This is a genomic window from Candidatus Villigracilis proximus (genome assembly GCF_016717045.1).
Taxonomy (GTDB): domain Bacteria; phylum Chloroflexota; class Anaerolineae; order Anaerolineales; family Villigracilaceae; genus Villigracilis; species Villigracilis proximus.
In genome coordinates, this window is sequence record NZ_JADJUO010000002.1 from 26,326 (window position 1) to 46,220 (window position 19,895).

Genomic DNA, 19,895 nt, shown 5'->3' on the forward strand with positions numbered 1-19,895 from the left:
GGATTTATAAACCCACACACCAAAATTTCTATTTTAATAATACGTCCAGTTTTCCAGCATCATCAAAATGCTTGCGGAACCGTTTGACAAAATCTTCCTTGGTATAGGAATGATTCTGAGTGCCGCGCTGTTCAAGGCAGTATACCGCAGAGAGTGAACCGATCTCGCCGCACAACTTCCAATCGAAGCCGTGAGAATAGCCAGCGAGGAATCCGCCGCGGAAGGCATCGCCTACGCCGGTGGGATCAACGATCTGATCTTCAGGAACAGTCGGGATGTGAACCGCGTCACCGCCCACATACAAGTCAGCGCCGTCTTTGCCGCGTGTGATGACCAACACTTGCACGTGCTCAAGGATCTGATCAAGGCTCCAGCCTGTTTTCTTGGAGATCAAGCCGAATTCATAATCATTACAAAAAAGGAAGTATGCACCTTCCATATCGCGCGCAAGTTCTGCACCTTCAAGGCGTAAAACCTGCTGGCTTGGATCATACAAATATTTGATGCCCAATTCGCGGCATTCGGCCGGGAATTTCATCATCGCATCTGGTGCACTGGGCGAAACAATGACAAGGTCAGGTTTGCTATCAAGATCTTTCAGAGATTGAGTGGCAGAGTGCGCCATTGCCCCAGGGTAGAAAGATGCAATTTGAGCAGAATCAGTATCGGTCGTGGCAAAGAACGAGGCGGTGAAAAGTCCGGGGACAACTTTCATCAGGTCAGTATCCACGCCTTTTGCATCGAGCCAGGCACGATAGTCACCAAAGTCTTCGCCAACGGTAGCCATCACACGCGGCTTTTCGCCAAGCAAAGCCATGGTATATGCAATATTCGGCGCAATGCCGCCGCGCTGCTTGGACATGGATTCAACCAAAAACGAAAGGCTGATCGAAGCCAGCCGTTCGGGAAGAATTTGTTCCTTGAACAAACCGGGAAATGTCATTAAGTAATCGTAAGCAACCGAACCAGTTAGTAATATGTCCAACGTGGACCTCCAAAAATTACGCAGGAAAAAGCGCACTCGCAGGAGTGCGCCCTGATTTATCGAACAGCCAAAAGTTTATCATGGCGCTTTGTGAATGTAAAGTTTTCAACCTATCAGTTTTCTAAGCGCTCTGTTTTACAACTTTTGTTAAATTGACATCAAACGGCGGATACACGACTCCGTTTTCGGTGACGATGCCGCTCAGCAACCGGTTCGGGGTGACGTCGAAAGCTGGGTTGCGCGCTTTGGCATTTTTCGGCGCGATGGGTTCGCCGTGAAACTGAATGCCGAGCACTTCATCTGTGTTGCGTTCTTCAATAGGAATCAAACCACCGTGCGCGAGAGACAGGTCAATAGTTGGTGTGGGGACAACTGCATAAGCCGGGACGTTGTTATCATGCGCGGCGAGTGAAAGCATATATGTGCCGATCTTATTGGCAACATCACCATTCGCGGCGACGCGGTCTGCGCCAAAGAATACTTTTTGCGCCTGACCTGATTTCAAGAAATGGCCCGACATATTATCGGTAATGATCTCATAGGAAATTCCGTATTGTTCCAATTCCCAGGCGGTAAGGCGCGCGCCCTGCAAGCGTGGACGGGTCTCATCCACCAGGACGTGAATCTTCTTGCCTTGCTCATGCGCAGTGCGAATCACACCCAAGGCGGTGCCCCAATCCACTGCGGCAAGCGCGCCGGTGTTGCAATGATGAATAATGGTGTCGCCGTCATTGATCAAGGCTGCGCCATATTCAGCCATGCGCTTGTTGATCTCAACATCTTCATTTGCGATCTTTTGCGCTTCTGCCAATACATACTGACGCAGGTCATCAGCCGAGAGTGAATCTTTTACAGTTTCGGCGTTACGCATAACCCGATCCACGGCCCAGGCAAGATTTACCGCAGTTGGGCGGGCAGACTTCAAAACGGCAGAAGCTGCCTGTAGATCGGCAAACAGTTTATCGGTCGAAGAGGATGCGGATTCATATCCGGCAAGCGCGAGGCCAAACGCGGCGGCGGCTCCAATGGCGGGCGCGCCGCGTACCACCATATCCGTGATCGCATGTGCCACATCTTTATGTTTTCGAATGGCAACCAATTCAAGGCGGGCAGGCAAAATGCGCTGGTCGATCATCTTCAGTTCGTTATTATCCCAAAATACAGTTCGCATATTTTTTAACCTTTTAAAAATTGGTCACGCATCGCAATGAGTTTTTCCTGCGCTTCAAGCGGAACTCGTTTTACAGTACCCAGCATTTTTGCGCGCCAATATACTTCAGAGACATGCTCGATACGTTCCAGATGGATCAAGGCTTCGTCAAGATTTTTTCCGTAGGTCAGGCTGCCATGCTGACGCAGCAGCAGTGCGTTGTACTCTTTTAAGAATGGCCGAATGACCACCGCATCTTCATGTGAAGCAGGGGTGGCGTAATCTGTAATGGGAACTTCGCCCAATGTTAATAAAACTTCAGGGAGCACATCAATCGGGAATTCAAGACCGGCCACGGTCAGCGTGGTGGCGAAGAGAGGATGCGCATGGACAACAGCATGTACATCTTCACGACTTTTATAGACTTCAAGATGCATGGGTGTTTCAGATGACGGTTTGCGGTCTGCGCGCGCCGAGATCAGATTGCCTTCGATATCGACCACGATCAGATCGTCGGTGCTCAAACGTCCTTTTGAAAGACCTGAAGGTGTAATCAGAATCAAACCATCATCCATACGAATGGAAATATTGCCGTCGTTCGAGGTCATCAAATGACGTTCATAAGCAATACGGCCGCATTCCACGATCGCAAGGCGCAGGTCAGATTCACCTGCTGAGAAGGGGAAATTTAACATGGGGATCGGCTATTCCTTTATGGAAGTCCAAAGTTCATCGTAAAGTGAAAGCGCATTCCCAAGGTCTTGCACCTCATGCCCATTCGCAAAAACATCTGCGGGGGTGTTGGTTACCGGGGAATTCATGTAGGCTTCGTAAACTTCTGTATGATTTTCTTTTGCAAAATCCAGCGCGGCTTGATTTGGGTTGGTGTATGGATAATCAACCAGAGTCAACCAGAATGTATCGCCTTGCATGAGATAGTTGAACCACGCATAGCTGATGTCAGGATGCGGTGCGCTGGCGGGAATTCCCATGCCATCATAGAAGATGATCGAACCTTCCTCGGGGAAGACATATTTGAAGGCGGGGTTTTCCTGTTGAGCCAGAAATGCTTCGCCATTCCATACAATGCCGAGATCCACATCACCGGCCAACAGCGGATTCTTCGGGCTGTCACTGTCAAAGACACGGATATTCGGCATCAGCTCGCGCAGTTTTTGTTCGGCTTCCTTCAACTGCGCTTCATCGGTCGAATTGACATCATAGCCGAGTGTGAGCAAGGTCATGCCAATAATGACGCGGTTATCGTCCACGGCTACGATGCGGCCTTCATATTCCTTGTTCCACAAGTCAGCCCATGAAGCCGGCGGATCGGTGACAGTTTCGCTGTTGTACACAATGGCTTGTGTTCCCATTTGGTACGGCACTACATAATCAGCGGTCTCGCCATAGGCGTTGACCAGGTCTGCGTTTAAATTTTTATTATTCGGCAATTTGCCTTGATCCAGTTTCTGCAAAAGTTCTTCACGGATCAAAACACCAATCATATAGTCGCTGGGATGTACCACATCATACGGGTTTACATTTTCACCAAAAGACATCTTTGTATAAAGTTCTTCATTGGATGAAAAATAGTCAACATTTACTTCAACATCATATACGAGTCCGAAGCAGTCGATGATATCGGCTGGCACATATTCTGTCCATGTAAAGATGTTGATCTCTTTGCTTTCAAACTCCACCCGCGGACTTGGCTCAGGGCAGACAAACCCGGTGGATGTTACCTTTGTTGCTGATTCTTCCTGCTTCGCCGAACAACCGATCACGGCGATCAACATAAAGACGACCAAAATCAACCGACTGAAATGATAAATTTTGTGCTGTATGTTCAATTTCGTTTCCTCTTTTATTTTTGAAATTTAAAACCATGTCACCGCTTGATATATAAATTTATGATTTATGCGGCACCCCGTAATATATCACACAGAATCCGAATTTAACCCCGCTTGACGCACCTGTCTTTTACCAGTATAAAAACAGGATGAAATACACACGACCCTCGACTCGTTTCGCATCAAAATTCCGCATCATTCTTGGACTTTGGCTTGTTGCTGCGATAACAGCCTGTTCCATCATCCCGGGTCTGCCCACCATCCCCCCCGGCTGGACAGTGACCCCAAGCATATCCCCCACGCCCGAAGCAACCTTCACCCCTACGATCACGCCCACTCCGCTGCCCACGGCACGCGTAGGCGTTGGTGACCACGCCTTTTTTAACGGTGACTATGAAAGCGCTCTGATTTCCTATCAAACCGCGTTTCAAGACTCGCCTGATGTCCTGGTGCAAGCCGCCGCGAAATGGGGAGAGGCGCGTGTGCATTTTTCTGAAGAACGCTATGAAGACACGCTCACTTCAATTCAAACACTTATCACAGAGTATCCGCAATCTACACATCTTGGGCAGGCGCACTTCCTGCAAGGTTTGGCGTATTACCGCTTGAACAATTATCAAGCCGCAGCAGATGCCTGGCAGACCTATCTCATCCTGCGTCCGGGATATTTGGATTCCTACGTACAGGAATTACGTGGCGACGCGCTCTTTGAAGCGCAAAACTATAACGACGCGCTGCCTGCATATACAGCCGCGCTGCAAGCCGCAGGGTTGGGTGACGGCATCGTACTTGATCTGAAAGTCGCATCGACACAAACAGAATTGGGCAATTACGACACGGCGCTGGCACGATACGATGGAATCACAGCCCGCGCGCCAAACGATTACATCAAAGCGCAAGTGGCGTATGAGTCAGGGCTGGTGTATCAGGCTCTCGGTCGCAGTGATGAAGCGTTGGGTAAATTCCGGCTGGCCGTGGAAGATTATCCGCTTTCGTATTACGCATATCTCAGTCTGCTGGCATTGCTCGAAGCAGGCGCAGAAGTGGACGAACTCGATCGCGGTCTGGTGGACTACTTTGCCGGCGAATATGATGTAGCGATCTCTGCCTTTGACCGATACCTCGCGGCAAATCCTGTCAATGATGGCACAGCACATTATTATCGTGCGCTCGCTTTACGCGACAAGGGAGATTACAACAGCGCAACAACCGGCTTGGCTGTATTTATTTCAGGCTATCAGACTCATCCAAGATGGGGTGACGCGTGGGGCGAAAAAGCGTTTATCGAATGGTACAACCAGGGTTCATATACGATCGCCGCAAAAACACTTTTGGATTTTGTAACCGCTGTGCCAAATAGCGAACTTTCTGTGGAATATTTAATGAGCGCGGCGCGCATTTACGAACGTGATGCGCAATATCCGCAGGCGCTGGAAACCTGGGCGCGTGTGGCAAATGAATATCCGGGCACGGAGCAGGCATCCACGGCTGTCTTTTTGATGGGCATCGTTTATTATCGCAACGGTGAGACTGTCGCCGCGTTGGATGCATTCAATCGCAGCCTGACACTTTCTTCGCTGGCTGTCGATCAAGCACGCGGATATTTGTGGCTGGGAAAGGCTCAGCAAAAACTTGGCAACGACGAAGATGCATTAAATGCGTGGCGCAAAGCGCAAACTTTTGATCCGGGTGGATATTATAGCGAACGCGCCCGTGACCTGTTAATAGACCGAACTCCCTTTACCCCGCCGACATCCACCAACCTCGCACCAAATCTGATATCCGAACGAAAAGACGCCGACTCATGGATTCGATTAACCTTCAATCTTTCAGCAGAAACAGACCTCAGCGGACTGGGGCCGCTGGCGGCTGATCCGCGCATCATCCGTGGGACAGAGTTGTGGGAGATCGGTCTTTACGAAGATGCACGTCTTGAATTTGAAAACCTACGTGCAGAAATAAATAATGACGCCGTGAGCACCTATCGATTAACGAACTACATGCTCGATATCGGCTTATATCGTTCCGCCATTTTTGCGGCACGTCAGATCCTGACATTGGCCGGACTGGACGATCACACCGAGTCAATGATGGCTCCGCCTTATTTTAGTCACGTACGTTATGGATTGTATTATTCCGACCTTGTACTGCCTGATGCGCAAACAAATGAATTAGACCCGTTGTTTATCTTCAGTGTGATCCGGCAGGAAAGTCTCTTTGAGGGGTTTGTTGTCTCAAACGCGGGCGCACGCGGATTAATGCAGATCGTCCCATCTACAGGCGCGCAGATCGTCTCTGAGCTTGTCTGGCCTTTTAACTATGACGAAAAAGATTTATACCGCCCCGATGTAAGCGTGGCCTTTGGCACACATTATCTGGGAAAGAATCGCAACTTGCTGGATGGCGATCTATACGCAACACTGGCCGCGTACAACGCCGGACCCGGCAGCGCATTACTCTGGAAAGAACTTGCAGGGAACGACCCCGACCTATTCCTGGAATCAGTGCGCTTTGAAGAAACGCGAAATTACATCCGCAATATTTATGAGATCTATGTAATTTACAGACGGCTGTATGGTTTGGCTGAGTAATTAACGCAAGTTGCCGCCATATCAAGAAATCCAAAACCCTAGCCGCAAATCTCACTAATTTGCACTGATTTTTGTTGATGCGCAAAAATCCGTGTAATTTGTGACAAAAACGGGTCTAATAAGATGAAGCAATTTCAAGGTAGCAACTTGAGTTAACTTAAGAAACACAAAAGGGTAAAGGATCAAAAAATTCCTTTACCCTTTTGTTATCTGTAAAAAATATTAATCCATATGCGCAACGACGCGGTGATGCACGGTTTCCACATCCATATCCAGGACAGAGACCAGTTTATCCCGGCCATTTTCACCTGCTACAATTTCCACGCGCGATTTTGGCACACCAAGAACTTCCGCGAGAAAACCCAGTAACTCAGAATTCTCTTTTTCATCCGCCGGGTCTGTGGCAAGATGCACCTTGATCGTGCCATCATCCAACACGCCCATGATCTGATTACGGCTGGCACGCGGAGTAACGCGGACGGCGATGGCGGATCCACGTTTGCCATCATGAAAGTCATATTTTCTAGACATGCTTCACCTCAACTTATTGCAATAAAAATAGTGGTCAAAATCCAGGCTAAAAACTGGACTGCGAGAATTAATACCAAAGGGCTGAAATCAAGTGTGCCAGCCATTGGCAATACGCGTCTGATCGGAGCTAAAAAAGGATCTACAATACGATCAAGAGCCTCACGTACAGGGTGATAAGGTGCAAGAAAAAAAGAAAAAAGAGATGACGCAATTACGACCCAAATGAATAACTGAGAAACCACTTCAATGAACGTAATCAATAATGAAAAATTCATCCAGCCTCCGTTTTATATTGACGCGGACCAACAATGGCCGTGCCCACCCTGACCAAAGTTGCGCCCTCCTGTACTGCCACTTTGAAATCTGTGCTGGTACCCATGGAAAGTTCTGAAAAATTAACATGCGGAAATTGCAAGATCAAGTATTCCTGCAAGCGCTTCAACTTTTGAAAATAAGGCCGCGAAAATTCTGCGGTTCCACCCAGCGGAGGCATTGCCATTAAACCGCAGACCTGCAAATTCGGCAGCGTGATCACTGCGGCAAGCTCATCCAACAGCACAGGCCAGCGCGCTTCGTCCCACGCAGACCAGCCAGATTTACTATCCTCACCACCCACATTGAACTCCAAAAACGTCTGCAATGTGCGGCCTGCCGCGCCGCAAAACCGATCCAGCCGTGAAGCAAGTTTCAAGCTGTCTAAAGAATGTAATAAGTTAAAGTTCTCTGCCACAAGCTGCGCTTTACGGCTCTGCACATGACCGATCATGTGCCATTCTACCGCAGAAAATTCACGCAGAGATTGAAGTTTCATAACACCCTCTTCCGGGTAATTTTCACCAAGGATGTGCGCGCCTGCCTCAATCGCCGCACGCGCTACTTCAAGGGGCTGCGCCTTTGTAACCACAACCAGTTTAACTTCCCCGGGATCGCGGCCTGCCGCACGGGCAGCGCTTGCGATCTCATCTAAAGTTTGCAAATATCTTTCACGGATGGATGACATTAATTCGCTCATGGATTTATTTTACCCCGCTTCCCGCTTCGCGCCCCGCCTATGCCTGGAGCGCCATTAATGCGCCAAATCTGCCCGTTTTGCCTTTTTCTGCCCGATGTGAAAACCAATCATCAAGATGACAGGCCGTACATAAGCCTGCAACCTGAATCTGTTCCACCCCGGCGTTTCGCAATTGGATGGTATTCGACTCCCACAAATCCAAGTAAGTGCGTCCGTCTCTGATCTGGATAACGCGCTCTGCATCCTGTTTATGTTTTTCCTGAAATTGCGAGATGACTTCCGCGCCCACTTCGTAATGATCCACGCCAATCGATGGGCCGATGCCCGCGACAATATTCTCCGGCTGACAACCGTAACGTGATCGCATTCCATCCACAGCAGATTTCACAACGCCGCGCACGGTTCCCAGCCAGCCAGCGTGTGCAATCCCGATCACCTGTGTCACAGGGTCGTGAAATAAAATAGGCACGCAATCGCCAAAACGCATATAGAGTGACACCTGAGGGTTGTCGGTAAAAATAATATCGGCTTTGGCAGATGGCTCTGTCAGCAGGCGCGGGGCGTCAGCGTAGACAATGTCTGTGCCGTGAACCAGCCAAACGTCATGGATGGATGCGGGGTCACGTCGCATGGTATCAAATACGCGCAGGCGATTCTGCGCTACATGAGCGGGGTCATCTCCCACCGATCCGCCAAGGTTTAGGGAATGCCAGGGCGCAAGACTCACACCGCCGCGGCGGGTAAAAACTCCCTGCATCACTGAATTGGAAAAAATATCAAAGCTATAAAAGCGAAGCCCATTGCGTTCGTGAAACGGCATTATTGCGAAGCCTCATGCACGGCAAATTTTTTAATGTAATACTGACGGGTCTCACTCATGGATTCTTCAATATTGGGATATGCAAACCAGGCGGTAGCCAGCCCAAACAACGCGCCAGTGAATGCGCGCAGGAACGGCGTACTTTCACGATAGGGAATAATGGATGCCAGCCATGCCCAGTCGAATTGGCTAAGAAGCTGCGAGAAACCATCCAGCCCGATCGGCCCGATGCCGATCAAAAGCCATAATGCCCAATGCAATGATTTAACGCGGCGGCCGGTGAGGCCAAAGACAATGCCGAATAAAAGAATGGCCAGGTAGATCGCCACATCACGTTCGAAAAGCGCCACCTTGTACCCAACCGTTTCATCGCCAATATAAGCGCGCGATTCAAAACGAGTGAAACTATACGGGTCATCAAGATTGACAATGCCCGTTGCCTGCTCAAATGTTTTTACGCCGGCAACATTCGCTTCTGCCAGCGGATAGTAAGCCTGCTCGCCATATAGAAAAAATGAGCGAAATCCAAATTGATGGCAAAGCGGACTATAGATTCGGTAAATGGCTTTGGCGGGTAATTCTGCGCCCATCTTCATCAAAGTCGGCGCGAGAAATGGCAGACCAACATAGAACAACATAAACAAGTTCAGCAAAAGCAGATACCGCTTTGCGATCCAAAATGAAACCCGGTCTCCAGTATTCACATTCTTCCCTTTCTTAATTCGCATTTGGTATTCAGGATCGCCTAATTTTTCTAGTTGATTTTTTCTGTCAAAAGCCGCGCCGAGATTCATTTGTAAATTCTGAGGTGTAATCGGGGCTTTCAAACGATAGGGTCCAACTTCAATGACCGGAATAATCTGTCCATAATTGGCGATCAGCGCCGGGTCAAGGTCAATATCCACTTCAACCAGCCGGTGCGGATATTTAGACTGTAATTCATTCAACTGCTCTTTTACTTCATCACACAACTTGCAATCTTTGCGGGTGTAGAGGGTCACATTCAGCATAATTTATCCTGTTAAATAAATTTCGGAAGTCTTTTATGCGACTCTCTGCTTGAGTGTCTTAAGACAGACTTCCGAAATTCGTAAGTGTTTTATATCCCGAAATCAAACCAGAAGAATTGACCCTGTTGGGCAATTAATTCAAAAGCGCCTGTAAAAAGCATGATACCGATAACGACAAGGATCACGCCCATTACAATTTCAACATAGCGCATGGTTTTGCTATATTTCTTCAAAATGGTTGTCACCCAGCCAATACCCAGCGCGGCAATCAGAAAAGGAATTGCCAGTCCTATTGAGTATGCTGAAAGAAGCATTGCGCCGAGGGAAATGGAACCGCCATTGATCGCCAGGGTCAGAATTGCACCCAACACCGGCCCAACACAAGGAGACCAGCCTGCCGAGAACAAGACACCCATCAAAGCAGACGAAAGATAGCCCCACTTTGGGTCTGGCGCCTGCTCTACACGCTTATCATAAGCCAGAAAAGGCAAGTGAAATACACCGATCATGTGCAAACCGAAGACGATCACAACAATACCGCCGATCTTTGCCAGCCATTCACGCACGTCATAGAGCAAGCCGCCCGCAAAAGCAGCCGCCACGCCCAATAATACAAACACTACACTAAACCCAAAGACAAAGGCCAGACCGTGGCTAAATGTGACCCAACGATTGGATTTACCGCCCACGGCATCGGGAGAGCCAGCCGCAAGTCCGCCAAGATAGCCTACATAAGCAGGGACAAGCGAAAATACACATGGCGAAAGGAAAGATGCCAACCCTGCCAGTAGGGCAAGTCCAACCGATATTTGCGAAATTTCCATTCAACACCTCAAAAATATTAAACCTTTTACTTAAATCATCTCAGCTTAGATGATAATTTAACTTTCGGTTACTGTCACTGTTGTGCCATGATCGGGCCAGGTCATTCGTGCTTCACTTTGCAAAAGCGGAATATAGGGAGTGGTCCAGCGGAAGATCCACTTGGCATCTTCAGGTTTGACATTGATACAGCCGTGTGAGCGTCTCTCGCCGAAATCGTTATGCCAGAACGCGCCATGAATGGCAATGCCCTCGCCCGAGATAACGGTAGACCAGGGAACCCCCGGTGTGGAATAACCAGAAGCGGAACCGCCGCCGCTCATATTTAGAGAAACGATTTTCCAGTGTGTATTCAAGTCACCCACCGGAGTAGCGTAACTATCCGTTGAAACCCCAAACGCGTCAAAAATTGCGCCGCTGGAAATGCGGCAGAAGAAAACTTCATTATTCCCTTCAAAACAGGAAAGCGTTTGATAAGTAAGGCTTGCAACAATTCTCTTTTCAGCAGGGTCAAGGTCAGGGCTGATCGGCGAAACTTCTGCATCCGTCAGCACCTTCAAACCTGCGCCGTCCATCCAGAACAGATCGCCAAAGCCATAGCCGTGTCCGGGATTTTCGTTCCAGCGATATTCTGTGAATCCATTATTCTGACGGATCTGATCGATCCAGATCACCTGCCCATAATAAACACGCGGCGGGAAATTATATGAGATCAAACTTTGGATCCACGGAGAATAAGGCGCGCCTTCAAGCGCCATATTAATGTAAGGAACGGTTACCTCCGCCCAAAATCCGGGCTGCCCTGCTGGCATTTCTGTAATTGGAATATTGGGTAAATTTCTAGTGGGCTGAATGCGCGAAGCCCAAATGTACCCTTGCGGTGTCTCAAGGAATTTCTGGTTTGTTAACCCTACCGCATTGCCGATCACTTCACGCCCCCACTCGATCAAATTATCATCATAAAATGTAGTGACCGCCGTCGCCTGTAAAGGATCATTGGATGGACGATTCCTCACATCGGTCATACCCAGCACACGCCCAATAATTTCGCTGGCCGGGAACTGCGGCAATCGTTTTGGGGTGTATAAGGTTTCAAAGTCAAAAGGCTTGAATGCCATTGCACCCAAGCCAACTCCTGCAACTTTTAGAAAATCACGACGGGAAAAATTATTTTTCATACTTCATACCTTTGCTAAAATAGAATTATTTTTCAAGGATACCTGCAAACAAAAAGAGCGTCAACAGCCTTGTGAGAATGGATTAATCTTTGAGATAGGCTTCCAGTGCACGCAAACAATTCGAACTCAACTTGTGACCGACCTCATCCTCGCAATAGGTCACCTGTGCGCCAGCCTGTTCAAGAATTTCAATCGAAGCACGCGCACGGTCTACCGGAATCAATTGATCCTGTGTGCCGTGCGCCACAAAAATATTTTTCCCGCTCAGCGGCTTTTTTTCAACAAGCTCTTCAAGACCCGCGGGCACAAACCCAGCCAGCACACCCATCTTGCGGATTCTGTGCGGATAGAGCATCCCCATCAAATTAACCATCGCAGCGCCCTGACTGAATCCTATCAAATCAAATTGCAGCGCATCCACCTTAACGGATGCAGAATACTCGTCAATGAGCTGGATCAGCGCTTCAGCGGCGGGTAAAAGCATCTCGAGGCTGGGCCTGCCATGCGTTAAAGGTTGAGACGGGCGCCAGGAAAATCCGCTTGAATCAGCGGCGTGAGGCGCGCGCGGTGCCATCATCCAATAACTGGGAGAGAGTCCGCGTGTGAAAATCCACATGGAATTTTCATCGCCCGTCCAGCCGTGCAGGAGAACCAATAGTTTCGGTGCAGCAGATTGCGAAGCGCGCACACGCATCGTCCGCCCGTTAAATTCAATGAGTTCAGATTTAATCACGGCCGGCACGTTTCACGATCCAATCAGAAAGATTAAGCAGAAGAAGGATCAGCCCGATCGGAACAAATGCGCCAGCCATGCAAAGCAGGCCCATCATTGCCGCGCCGAAACCATAGATCAACCAGATCAAACCATCGCCGACAATAAATAATAAAAGAAGTGCGCCAGCAACAAGCCGCACATTGGTATCTTTCATATAACTGCGTACATCACGACTCAACGTTTACCTCCAAAAAATATTTTGTTTACACGTCTCGTCCATGAGACTGCTTTCTTTAATTCAGGTAACACAGCTTCCACCGCATCTTCACCCAGCATCGCCACATCTTTCACGACCACCTTATCCAGCAGATCCAAGTGATGCACATTCGGGCGGATGATGACATCAGGCGCATCAGATTCAAGCCGGTAATGTGCCACCGCGCGGCTGCTCAAATCTACGGCACGCATGAAGATATCAAACGCCTGCGCTACATGCAAACGATAGATACGGTCGGTAATTTGCTTCGGCAGCATGGTTATCCACAGCCGTAACAGCGCATGGAATTTTTAGATCATCAAAAGTCTTATCACCGAGAATCGTATCCAATAATTTACGCACGCCAGAGAGACCCAGCAAAGAAGGTCCTTCATTCGAGTCTCGCGCATACAAACTACCTTGATCGGTTGACGTAAAAACTTCTTCGATCTCGTCTGGTGTGCGGCCCGCCGCGTATAAAATAGCGACCAGCCCGCCAAAACTTGTCCCGGCTACTGAGCGTATTTTGTATCCTTCTTTTTCAAGACGGCGAATTACGCCAATGTGAGCATTGCCTTTGGCCCCGCCTCCGCCTAATGCCAGTGTAATATCCATGATTTTTTTATACCCTTCCATAATTTAGACAGTGTGAACAAAAGAGATTATACCTTGCGGAAATTTAGAGGCTGTTTAATAAGTCTGTTTTTTGACCACAAAGCCACGAAGACTCAAAGAAAAAAAACTTCGTGGCTTTGTGGTTAAGTTATTAGACTTTATCGGTAATAAGCAAAGAACCTTTTTTTGGGCGCTCGCGAAACGAAACGCTGATTTTCGCTGATTCAAAAGAGAAAAATCTGCGTTTTCTGCGTGTATCAGCGTCCCAATTTAATTTCCGATAAAGTCTATTAAACAGTCTCTTAGCAACTCTCATCTCAAAAAATGGTTCCAAAATGAGTATTCTGCGGACTGCGATAAAAGTTTTCAGGGGGGGCAGTTTGATTTAATTTATCAATTCGGGTCGCGGATCAACCAAACGGCCACTCCCCCGCCAACAAACGCGGCGATAATCAATATTCCGACCAACAGCCTTGAAGATGCTGAATTCGATGCAGGAATTATTTCTTCCGCTGGAGTTGGGGAGGGAGAGGAAATCTGAGTTGAGAGAGGTAAAACCGAAAGTGCTGTGGGAGTATTCTCAACGAAAAGTTCGGGAGTGGAAAGCGGCATCGGTGTAGAAATTGCAGGAGCAGATTGCGTGGCACCTTTTAGCACCAGCAATTCCTGTCCCTGATAAACGACAAGATCTTCACCCAGATTATTGAGCGCCTGAATATTCTTGATCGTTGTGCCGTATTCAATCGCGACGCTCCATAAAGTTTGACCATACTGCACCTTATGAAAAACATCCCCATCGGCACGCGCTGTGCTGATCATCACCGGAACCATAAATTGGCTGATGCCAGAGGAATTTCCACCTTCTGAAGCAGGGACACTGGTCAGGATCACCGTTGCATCGGTTTGCATTTGACCTGAGCCTGTAGCAGCGGCGCAATCGAGCGCGTAATAATATCCGCCGGAGGATTGGGAGATGCCCGCGCCGATGTGTGTGAAATTCTGCGAGAGCATGGTGTTCATGTGATCGGCATCCTGCCATGCAGAGGGGACGCCATTCCATACCAGCGGATTGCCGCTGCTCAAAATATTCTCGGCGCGAAATCCGCCAAGCGATAGATCACCTGCCAGCGGAAACCCGAGAGTCAATAATTGCTGGGTATAACTTACACCACCCGGGCGCGAATGTGTGACCTGCCCGGTGGATGCCATGTAATCGGCTTGTGACTGGGAAGATTGCATCAACACCGGATGAACGCTCAGCGGCTGCAAACCATACGACAAACGCAGATTATTGACCGCGTCGATCAACTGTGACGGAGAGTTGATACTCTGTTGAGGTAGTTGTGGCTGCGCTTTGGCATTGCCGAGTGGAAGAACGCTAAACACGGCAAACAAAACAAAGTAAATAAAAAAACAGATGCGGCGCTGCAACATAAATTATTTACTGCACAGTAAACGTTGCAACGAGCGTTGCGCCAAACAATGTGGGACCTTCAGACAATCGCCAATAATTGGTGTAGGTTCCATTGTCTCTGGGTGCGGTCATGGAAACGGATAACTCCGTCCAACTGCCAACCGGAACTCTTTTTTGGATCTTCACATCCTTGCTTTCATAATATTCACCACCTGTTAAAACAAGGGTGTACTGATACATCCAGTCGCAGGTTCCTGTGTTTTCGACCTTCCAGGTTTTGGTGACGTAATCGCCCGGCGCAACAATTGTCCCTGCGGGAATGGTGACATCCCGAACAAAAGCCAGATTATTGCAGCCGACTGCCAGTGAGTTTGAATCCACGGTTGGCGTAGACAGAGTGCCAGTTGCGGTGATGCTCCCGACTGGCACGGGTGAATAGTAAATAAATGTTGGGGTTAACGTGGGTGCAAATGTGGCCGTGGGATAAATAACGGTGGGACTGGGAAATGGTGTGTATGTGGGCGTAAAGGTTGGGGTTGACGGGGTATACATGGCGGTCTGTGTGCCGAAGAAAGATGCGACCATTGAACCTACGGCTGAGGTCATCAAAACTTCGTTGCTTTGGGTGGGGGCCGCTGCGCCGGTGCAGGCCGCTAAAATTAACGCGAGCAAAGTTAAAATAAGTGTACTGGATAAATATTTTTTTCATTCGAGTCTCCTGAATAAATTCTCTTTAAGGACACAAAGTCACCAGGGAAGTTCAAAAGAAATTCAAGGGTGGTTTGTTAAGGCTGTGTTTAAATCTAACACAAAATCACATATCCGATGTAGATGGGATTCATACGTTCAGAATGAGAGATTGCTCATTTTTTGTCGAGCAGGCTGGTTAATGCGTTCAGCAGATGATCCACATCTCGTTTGGAGTTGTAACCTTGAATCGAAATGCGGATTAATTTCATGCCCTTCCACTCGATCACAGGGATTTCGATACGATGCTCATCGTACAAACGCGCCTTAAGCGCGACGAGGTCAGTATCCACTGGCAGCGGGGCGGCTGTTAGTTGGGCGAACCAGTTTTCAGTTAAAGAATGAAGCGGAGCAAGGCCGGTTAAGTTGCAAATGCGGGTTTGAGCATCCACTGCCAATTCGTGGCAGGCGGCCTGCACAGTGTCCCATTTATGTTTGGTTTGAAATTCAATCGCGGCCGGGACAGTTAAAAATGCGGCGAGGTCACGCGTGCCCCACCATTCGTGATGATCAATAAAGATGGAGCCGCTCGGGGCTTCGGATTCGTACCCCCACGAGACGACCAGTGGTTTGAGCAGATGCTGCATTTCAGGCCGCGCATATAAAAAGCCGGCGCCTTTCGGGGCGCACAGCCACTTGTGCAAATTGCCGCCGTAAAAATCCGCGCCGAGGGAATCGAGATCCAGCGCAAGTTGACCGGGGACATGCGCGCCGTCAATGATGGTGATGATGCCTGCCGCGCGCGCACGTTTGATAATTTCATCCAGCGGAAAAATTACGGCGGTCGGCGAGGTGATGTGACTGAGAAAAATAATCCGTGTGCGCGGCGTGACGCCCGACCAAAACGAGTCGATAAACGCGGCGTGAGACTCTAAAGAAACAGGCTGATTGATGTAAGTGAAACCGCGTTCTTTTGCCAGAAAGCGCCAGGTGCGATCCATTGCGCCATATTCATGATCGCTGGTGAGGACTTCGTCGCCCGCGCCCAACTCAAGCGAGCGCGCCACGATATTCATGGAGATCGTCACATTTTGAGTGTAGACCAGATTATCGGCATGGGTACCCAAGATATATCCCCAGCGCCGCGCGCGACTCAGCCATTAAGCCGGTGAAGCGTCTGCCTAAAAATTCAACGGGCTGTCTTTCAAGTTCCATTTGCCAGTTTTGATATTCATGAAAGACCGATTTTGGCGTTGCACCGAAGGAGCCGTGATTGAGGAAGGTGACTGAGGGGTCGAGCAAAAAAAGTTTACGCAGGTTATACATTTTTATTCCTTGATAAGAGTAATATTTTCGGACGAGGATAATCGAAGCGCAGAGTGAAGTCAACGTATAAAAAATCGAATCCGCAATTTTATGAACAATGACAAAATCAGGATAAAAATAACGGGGTATATTTTCACAACAAGCCTATAATTTGAACATCTGATTTTTTTCAAGGCTCATGGAAAGGAAGGGTAAGATGCATATTTCCAGTTCGGTTGAGGCAAAAAATCTTTGGCAAGGGGACTCTGGAAGCGCCTCTCGCATTTCGCGGCGTAGACGAAATCACAGCCAGTATCGGAACGCCGTTTCAATGGGCTGACGGAGAAATGTTGGGCGGCAATTGGAAACCGCCCGTCGGCGGCAATCGTTTTTATCTTTTACAACTCGCGTTCACGCTTAGTCCGCGCGGAAATATCAAAGTGACCTCAGCGGATTTTTGCATTTCGCTGAGTCCGCAGGGTGAAAGCCGTGCGCTGGTCTTTGACGCCTTTCCGCGCGAACAGACCGTGGCACTCAATGATTCGGTGACTCTTGGCATTGGTCCCGATTTCAAATTTGGCACCACAGATATGTCTGTGGCAAAAGCTGAAACGACGATTGATGTCGGCACAGTGATCCCCGTTGTGCATGTGGAAGGTTTGCAAGAGTCACGGCTGTGCTGGCGATATACGGTACATGCAAAATATCCCTTGAGCGGAAGCCGCCGAATGCACGCCATCATCAGCCTGCCGCCTGAGATGAAGACCGCGCTGGCTACTTTTGAATTAACTGTAAACGCCGAAGGCAGATATGGTCCGATCCGCGTTTCAACGCCGCAGACGGAACAGTCAAAATTGCGATATGTGGTGGGAAGTGCGTAAGGATAAGGAATAAAGGATGAAGGATAAAAAATGTCAAAATGATCGCGGATTGAAAAAATTCTACTGACGGGCATAAAAGTCGCGAGTCCGCGGAGTTTTAATGGCTTTTTCTCTGCGCCCTCCGCGACTCCGCGGTGAAATTGAATAAGGTGGCAACTTAGGTTATTTGCGATAAATAATTAATTCTAAATTCGTGGATCTTAGTTTTAAATATCAAGGCCAAAGGTCATAATATCTTACAAGCCATGTGTAAATTGCATTGGCAATCGCTTCATCCGTTTTCTCAGCAGGCCCATCTGGTAAAAGAGGCAGATAATTCTCAGGGATGGAAAAACACCAGTTCGTTGTCACCTCGGCCATAAAATTGATCGCATCATCCGCAGGCATACTTCCCAACAAGGCAATTACCTGATTTAATTTTTTCCCCTGATAAACATGTGCTGGAAGACAGAACACTCTTTTCCTCCTTCCTGTACCCAAGTCAGACGGAGATAACAATCTTCGGTCAATACTGCTTCTGAGTGCTTTGAAATATTGATCCCAGGCACGGTCTATATCTGAATGATCTGGTTTATTCTCCCTGTCAAAGTGTGTCCACCCGACCATCATACCTGTGATGAATTGCAACACCGAAGAAGGATGTTTAAACTTTAGAAATTTATCAAGTTCTGCGATCACGTTATCGGCATTTTTTGAGTGCATGAGAAAATTCTCCAAAACCAGAATGCAATCGTAAATCACAAATCCAAAATCATCAATCATAAATCCGCAATCGTTAGTGGTTATAATCATCTTATGCGTTTTAACTTATTTCAACAATCAGATATCCCCGAAAAATATCGTTCCAACTTCTGGCATTTATATTTTGACATTGCCTGGTTTGGCGTATTAAGCGGCACCGCCGTCAACTTTCTTAATGTCTACGTCACACGTCTTGGCGCATCAGGCTTACAGATCGGCCTGCTGACCGCCATGGCCGCAATCGTCAACCTCTTCCTCGCCATCCCCGCCGGCCGCTGGATCGAAAAACGTCACACAGGCCGCGCCGTCTTCTGGTCATCTATCGTCCTCCGTCTCGGCTACGTGCTCTGGATTCCCCTGCCCTGGCTCTTCGACGCGCAAGGTCAGATCTGGGCCTTGATCGTACTCGCCTTCTTCATGGCAATTCCGCTCACACCGCTCGGCGTCGGCTTCAACGCCCTCTTCGCAGAATCCGTCCCCGACCGCTTCCGCGCACAAGTGGCAGGCACGCGCAACGTCACCTTCGCCATCGCATACATGCTCACCTCGTTTGGCGCAGGCTACTTCCTAAAAAGTATGCAGCTTGACATGGGCTACACCATTATTTTTGCGATCGGGGCATTTGGCGCAGCGATGAGTAGTTACCATATTTATCATGTCACACCCTTGGAAGAAACCTCCCCGCTTCAATCCGCGCCGACACCGATCCAACACCCCGGGCAGAATCTCCCCGTGGCATTAAGGCGGCGCTGCGCCTTGATATCTGGCGCACCCCATTCCGGAACGTCTTGCTGGTGCTGTTCGCTTTTCATCTGGCGCATTATATGTCCGCACCGGTTTATCCGATCTTCAATGTGCGCGTCTTAAATCTCAACGACAACAACCTCGGCACAGGCACCGCGCTTTATTACCTTAGCGTTCTGATCGGATCCACTCAATTCAGAAAAGTTGCACATCGCTATGGCAACAAGATCGTCACCGGTTGGAGTGTGGCGGGCATGGCAATTTATCCCTTCATGCTTGCGGTGGCACACACGGTCTGGAATTATTACGTGCTGTCCTTTCTCGGCGGATTCCTCTTCGCCATGGTCAACGGCGCATATATTAATTACATGCTCGAAAAAATTCCATCCGATGACCGTCCCTCGCATCTCGCGTGGTACAGCATTGTCCTCAACGTTGCCATCCTCAGCAGTTCTCTCATGGGTCCCGCCATCGCCGAGATGACCGGCCTCGTCAACGCATTGATCGTCTTCGGCGTGCTGCGCATCCTCGCCGGCATGGCTATTCTCAAATGGGGATAAAGTCTGCTCTGAAAAGCGGTAAAATCAA

At 48.8% G+C, this 19,895-nt stretch carries 22 protein-coding genes and 1 pseudogene; 4 read left to right on the forward strand and 19 right to left on the reverse strand.

Annotation, left to right across the window (positions count from 1 at the left end; translation table 11 throughout):
* Positions 1–28: 28 nt before the first annotated feature.
* The 4 genes from IPL71_RS03385 to IPL71_RS03400 form a co-directional block, all read right to left on the reverse strand.
* Positions 29–985, reverse strand: a complete 957-nt coding sequence (locus IPL71_RS03385; RefSeq protein WP_345318877.1) for a carbohydrate kinase family protein — start codon at positions 983–985, stop codon at positions 29–31.
* Positions 986–1,106: 121 nt separating this feature from the next.
* Positions 1,107–2,156, reverse strand: coding sequence for an S-methyl-5-thioribose-1-phosphate isomerase (gene mtnA / locus IPL71_RS03390; protein WP_345318879.1), 1,050 nt, complete (start codon positions 2,154–2,156; stop codon positions 1,107–1,109).
* A gap of 5 nt (positions 2,157–2,161) precedes the next feature.
* Positions 2,162–2,830, reverse strand: a complete 669-nt coding sequence (locus IPL71_RS03395; RefSeq protein WP_345318880.1) for a class II aldolase/adducin family protein — start codon at positions 2,828–2,830, stop codon at positions 2,162–2,164.
* A gap of 9 nt (positions 2,831–2,839) precedes the next feature.
* The gene (locus tag IPL71_RS03400; RefSeq protein ID WP_345318882.1) at positions 2,840–3,985 is read right to left on the reverse strand and encodes an ABC transporter substrate-binding protein; all 1,146 of its coding nucleotides are present in this window, start codon (positions 3,983–3,985) and stop codon (positions 2,840–2,842) included.
* A gap of 149 nt (positions 3,986–4,134) precedes the next feature.
* Between IPL71_RS03400 and IPL71_RS03405 the strand changes: the two genes are divergently transcribed.
* Positions 4,135–6,576 (forward strand): tetratricopeptide repeat protein, encoded by a 2,442-nt coding sequence (locus tag IPL71_RS03405; protein WP_345318884.1) that lies wholly within the window; start codon positions 4,135–4,137, stop codon positions 6,574–6,576.
* 222 nt (positions 6,577–6,798) lie between these two features.
* Here IPL71_RS03405 and IPL71_RS03410 read toward each other — a convergent pair whose 3' ends face one another.
* The 14 genes and pseudogenes from IPL71_RS03410 to IPL71_RS03475 form a co-directional block, all read right to left on the reverse strand.
* Positions 6,799–7,107 (reverse strand): DUF167 domain-containing protein, encoded by a 309-nt coding sequence (locus IPL71_RS03410; protein ID WP_345318886.1) that lies wholly within the window; start codon positions 7,105–7,107, stop codon positions 6,799–6,801.
* A gap of 8 nt (positions 7,108–7,115) precedes the next feature.
* Positions 7,116–7,382, reverse strand: coding sequence for a YggT family protein (locus IPL71_RS03415; RefSeq protein WP_345318887.1), 267 nt, complete (start codon positions 7,380–7,382; stop codon positions 7,116–7,118).
* Positions 7,379–8,119 (reverse strand): YggS family pyridoxal phosphate-dependent enzyme, encoded by a 741-nt coding sequence (locus IPL71_RS03420; RefSeq protein ID WP_345318889.1) that lies wholly within the window; start codon positions 8,117–8,119, stop codon positions 7,379–7,381. Before IPL71_RS03420 ends, IPL71_RS03415 begins: the two co-directional genes overlap by 4 nt.
* A 37-nt stretch (positions 8,120–8,156) precedes the next feature.
* Positions 8,157–8,939 carry a peptidoglycan editing factor PgeF gene (pgeF, locus tag IPL71_RS03425; protein WP_345318891.1) on the reverse strand — a complete coding sequence of 261 codons (783 nt, stop codon included), beginning with the start codon at positions 8,937–8,939 and terminating at the stop codon, positions 8,157–8,159.
* Complete coding sequence (locus IPL71_RS03430; RefSeq protein WP_345318893.1) at positions 8,939–9,949, reverse strand: glutaredoxin family protein; 1,011 nt, start codon at positions 9,947–9,949, stop codon at positions 8,939–8,941. Before IPL71_RS03430 ends, pgeF begins: the two co-directional genes overlap by 1 nt.
* 89 nt (positions 9,950–10,038) lie before the next feature.
* A complete protein-coding gene (locus IPL71_RS03435; RefSeq protein ID WP_345318895.1) occupies positions 10,039–10,773 on the reverse strand; it encodes a cytochrome c biogenesis CcdA family protein in 735 nt (244 codons plus the stop codon).
* 57 nt (positions 10,774–10,830) lie between these two features.
* Positions 10,831–11,949, reverse strand: a complete 1,119-nt coding sequence (locus IPL71_RS03440; protein WP_345318897.1) for a L,D-transpeptidase — start codon at positions 11,947–11,949, stop codon at positions 10,831–10,833.
* An 82-nt stretch (positions 11,950–12,031) separates the two neighbouring features.
* Positions 12,032–12,682 carry an alpha/beta hydrolase gene (locus IPL71_RS03445; RefSeq protein ID WP_345318899.1) on the reverse strand — a complete coding sequence of 217 codons (651 nt, stop codon included), beginning with the start codon at positions 12,680–12,682 and terminating at the stop codon, positions 12,032–12,034.
* Positions 12,675–12,878, reverse strand: coding sequence for a hypothetical protein (locus IPL71_RS03450; RefSeq protein WP_345318901.1), 204 nt, complete (start codon positions 12,876–12,878; stop codon positions 12,675–12,677). Before IPL71_RS03450 ends, IPL71_RS03445 begins: the two co-directional genes overlap by 8 nt.
* Before the next feature lie 20 nt (positions 12,879–12,898).
* Positions 12,899–13,198: a hypothetical protein gene (locus tag IPL71_RS03455; protein ID WP_345318903.1), complete on the reverse strand. Its 300-nt coding sequence runs from the start codon at positions 13,196–13,198 to the stop codon at positions 12,899–12,901.
* Positions 13,140–13,535 carry a patatin-like phospholipase family protein gene (locus tag IPL71_RS03460; protein WP_345318905.1) on the reverse strand — a complete coding sequence of 132 codons (396 nt, stop codon included), beginning with the start codon at positions 13,533–13,535 and terminating at the stop codon, positions 13,140–13,142. Before IPL71_RS03460 ends, IPL71_RS03455 begins: the two co-directional genes overlap by 59 nt.
* A 393-nt stretch (positions 13,536–13,928) precedes the next feature.
* Complete coding sequence (locus IPL71_RS03465) at positions 13,929–14,969, reverse strand: CAP domain-containing protein (protein WP_345318906.1); 1,041 nt, start codon at positions 14,967–14,969, stop codon at positions 13,929–13,931.
* 7 nt (positions 14,970–14,976) lie between these two features.
* Positions 14,977–15,621, reverse strand: a complete 645-nt coding sequence (locus IPL71_RS03470; RefSeq protein WP_345318908.1) for an NBR1-Ig-like domain-containing protein — start codon at positions 15,619–15,621, stop codon at positions 14,977–14,979.
* 191 nt (positions 15,622–15,812) lie between these two features.
* Positions 15,813–16,962, reverse strand: a pseudogene (locus IPL71_RS03475) (aminotransferase class V-fold PLP-dependent enzyme).
* 215 nt (positions 16,963–17,177) lie between these two features.
* Here IPL71_RS03475 and IPL71_RS03480 point away from each other — a divergent pair.
* Positions 17,178–17,822, forward strand: a complete 645-nt coding sequence (locus IPL71_RS03480; protein WP_345318909.1) for a hypothetical protein — start codon at positions 17,178–17,180, stop codon at positions 17,820–17,822.
* A 213-nt stretch (positions 17,823–18,035) separates the two neighbouring features.
* Here the strand turns inward: IPL71_RS03480 and IPL71_RS03485 are convergent, their stop codons facing one another.
* The gene (locus IPL71_RS03485) at positions 18,036–18,524 is read right to left on the reverse strand and encodes a hypothetical protein (RefSeq protein WP_345318912.1); all 489 of its coding nucleotides are present in this window, start codon (positions 18,522–18,524) and stop codon (positions 18,036–18,038) included.
* A gap of 93 nt (positions 18,525–18,617) precedes the next feature.
* Here IPL71_RS03485 and IPL71_RS03490 point away from each other — a divergent pair, with 93 nt between their 5' ends.
* Positions 18,618–19,430, forward strand: coding sequence for an MFS transporter (locus tag IPL71_RS03490; protein ID WP_345318914.1), 813 nt, complete (start codon positions 18,618–18,620; stop codon positions 19,428–19,430).
* Positions 19,388–19,867, forward strand: coding sequence for an MFS transporter (locus IPL71_RS03495; protein ID WP_345318916.1), 480 nt, complete (start codon positions 19,388–19,390; stop codon positions 19,865–19,867). The genes IPL71_RS03490 and IPL71_RS03495 overlap by 43 nt, the downstream gene beginning before the upstream one ends.
* Positions 19,868–19,895 lie beyond the last annotated feature (28 nt).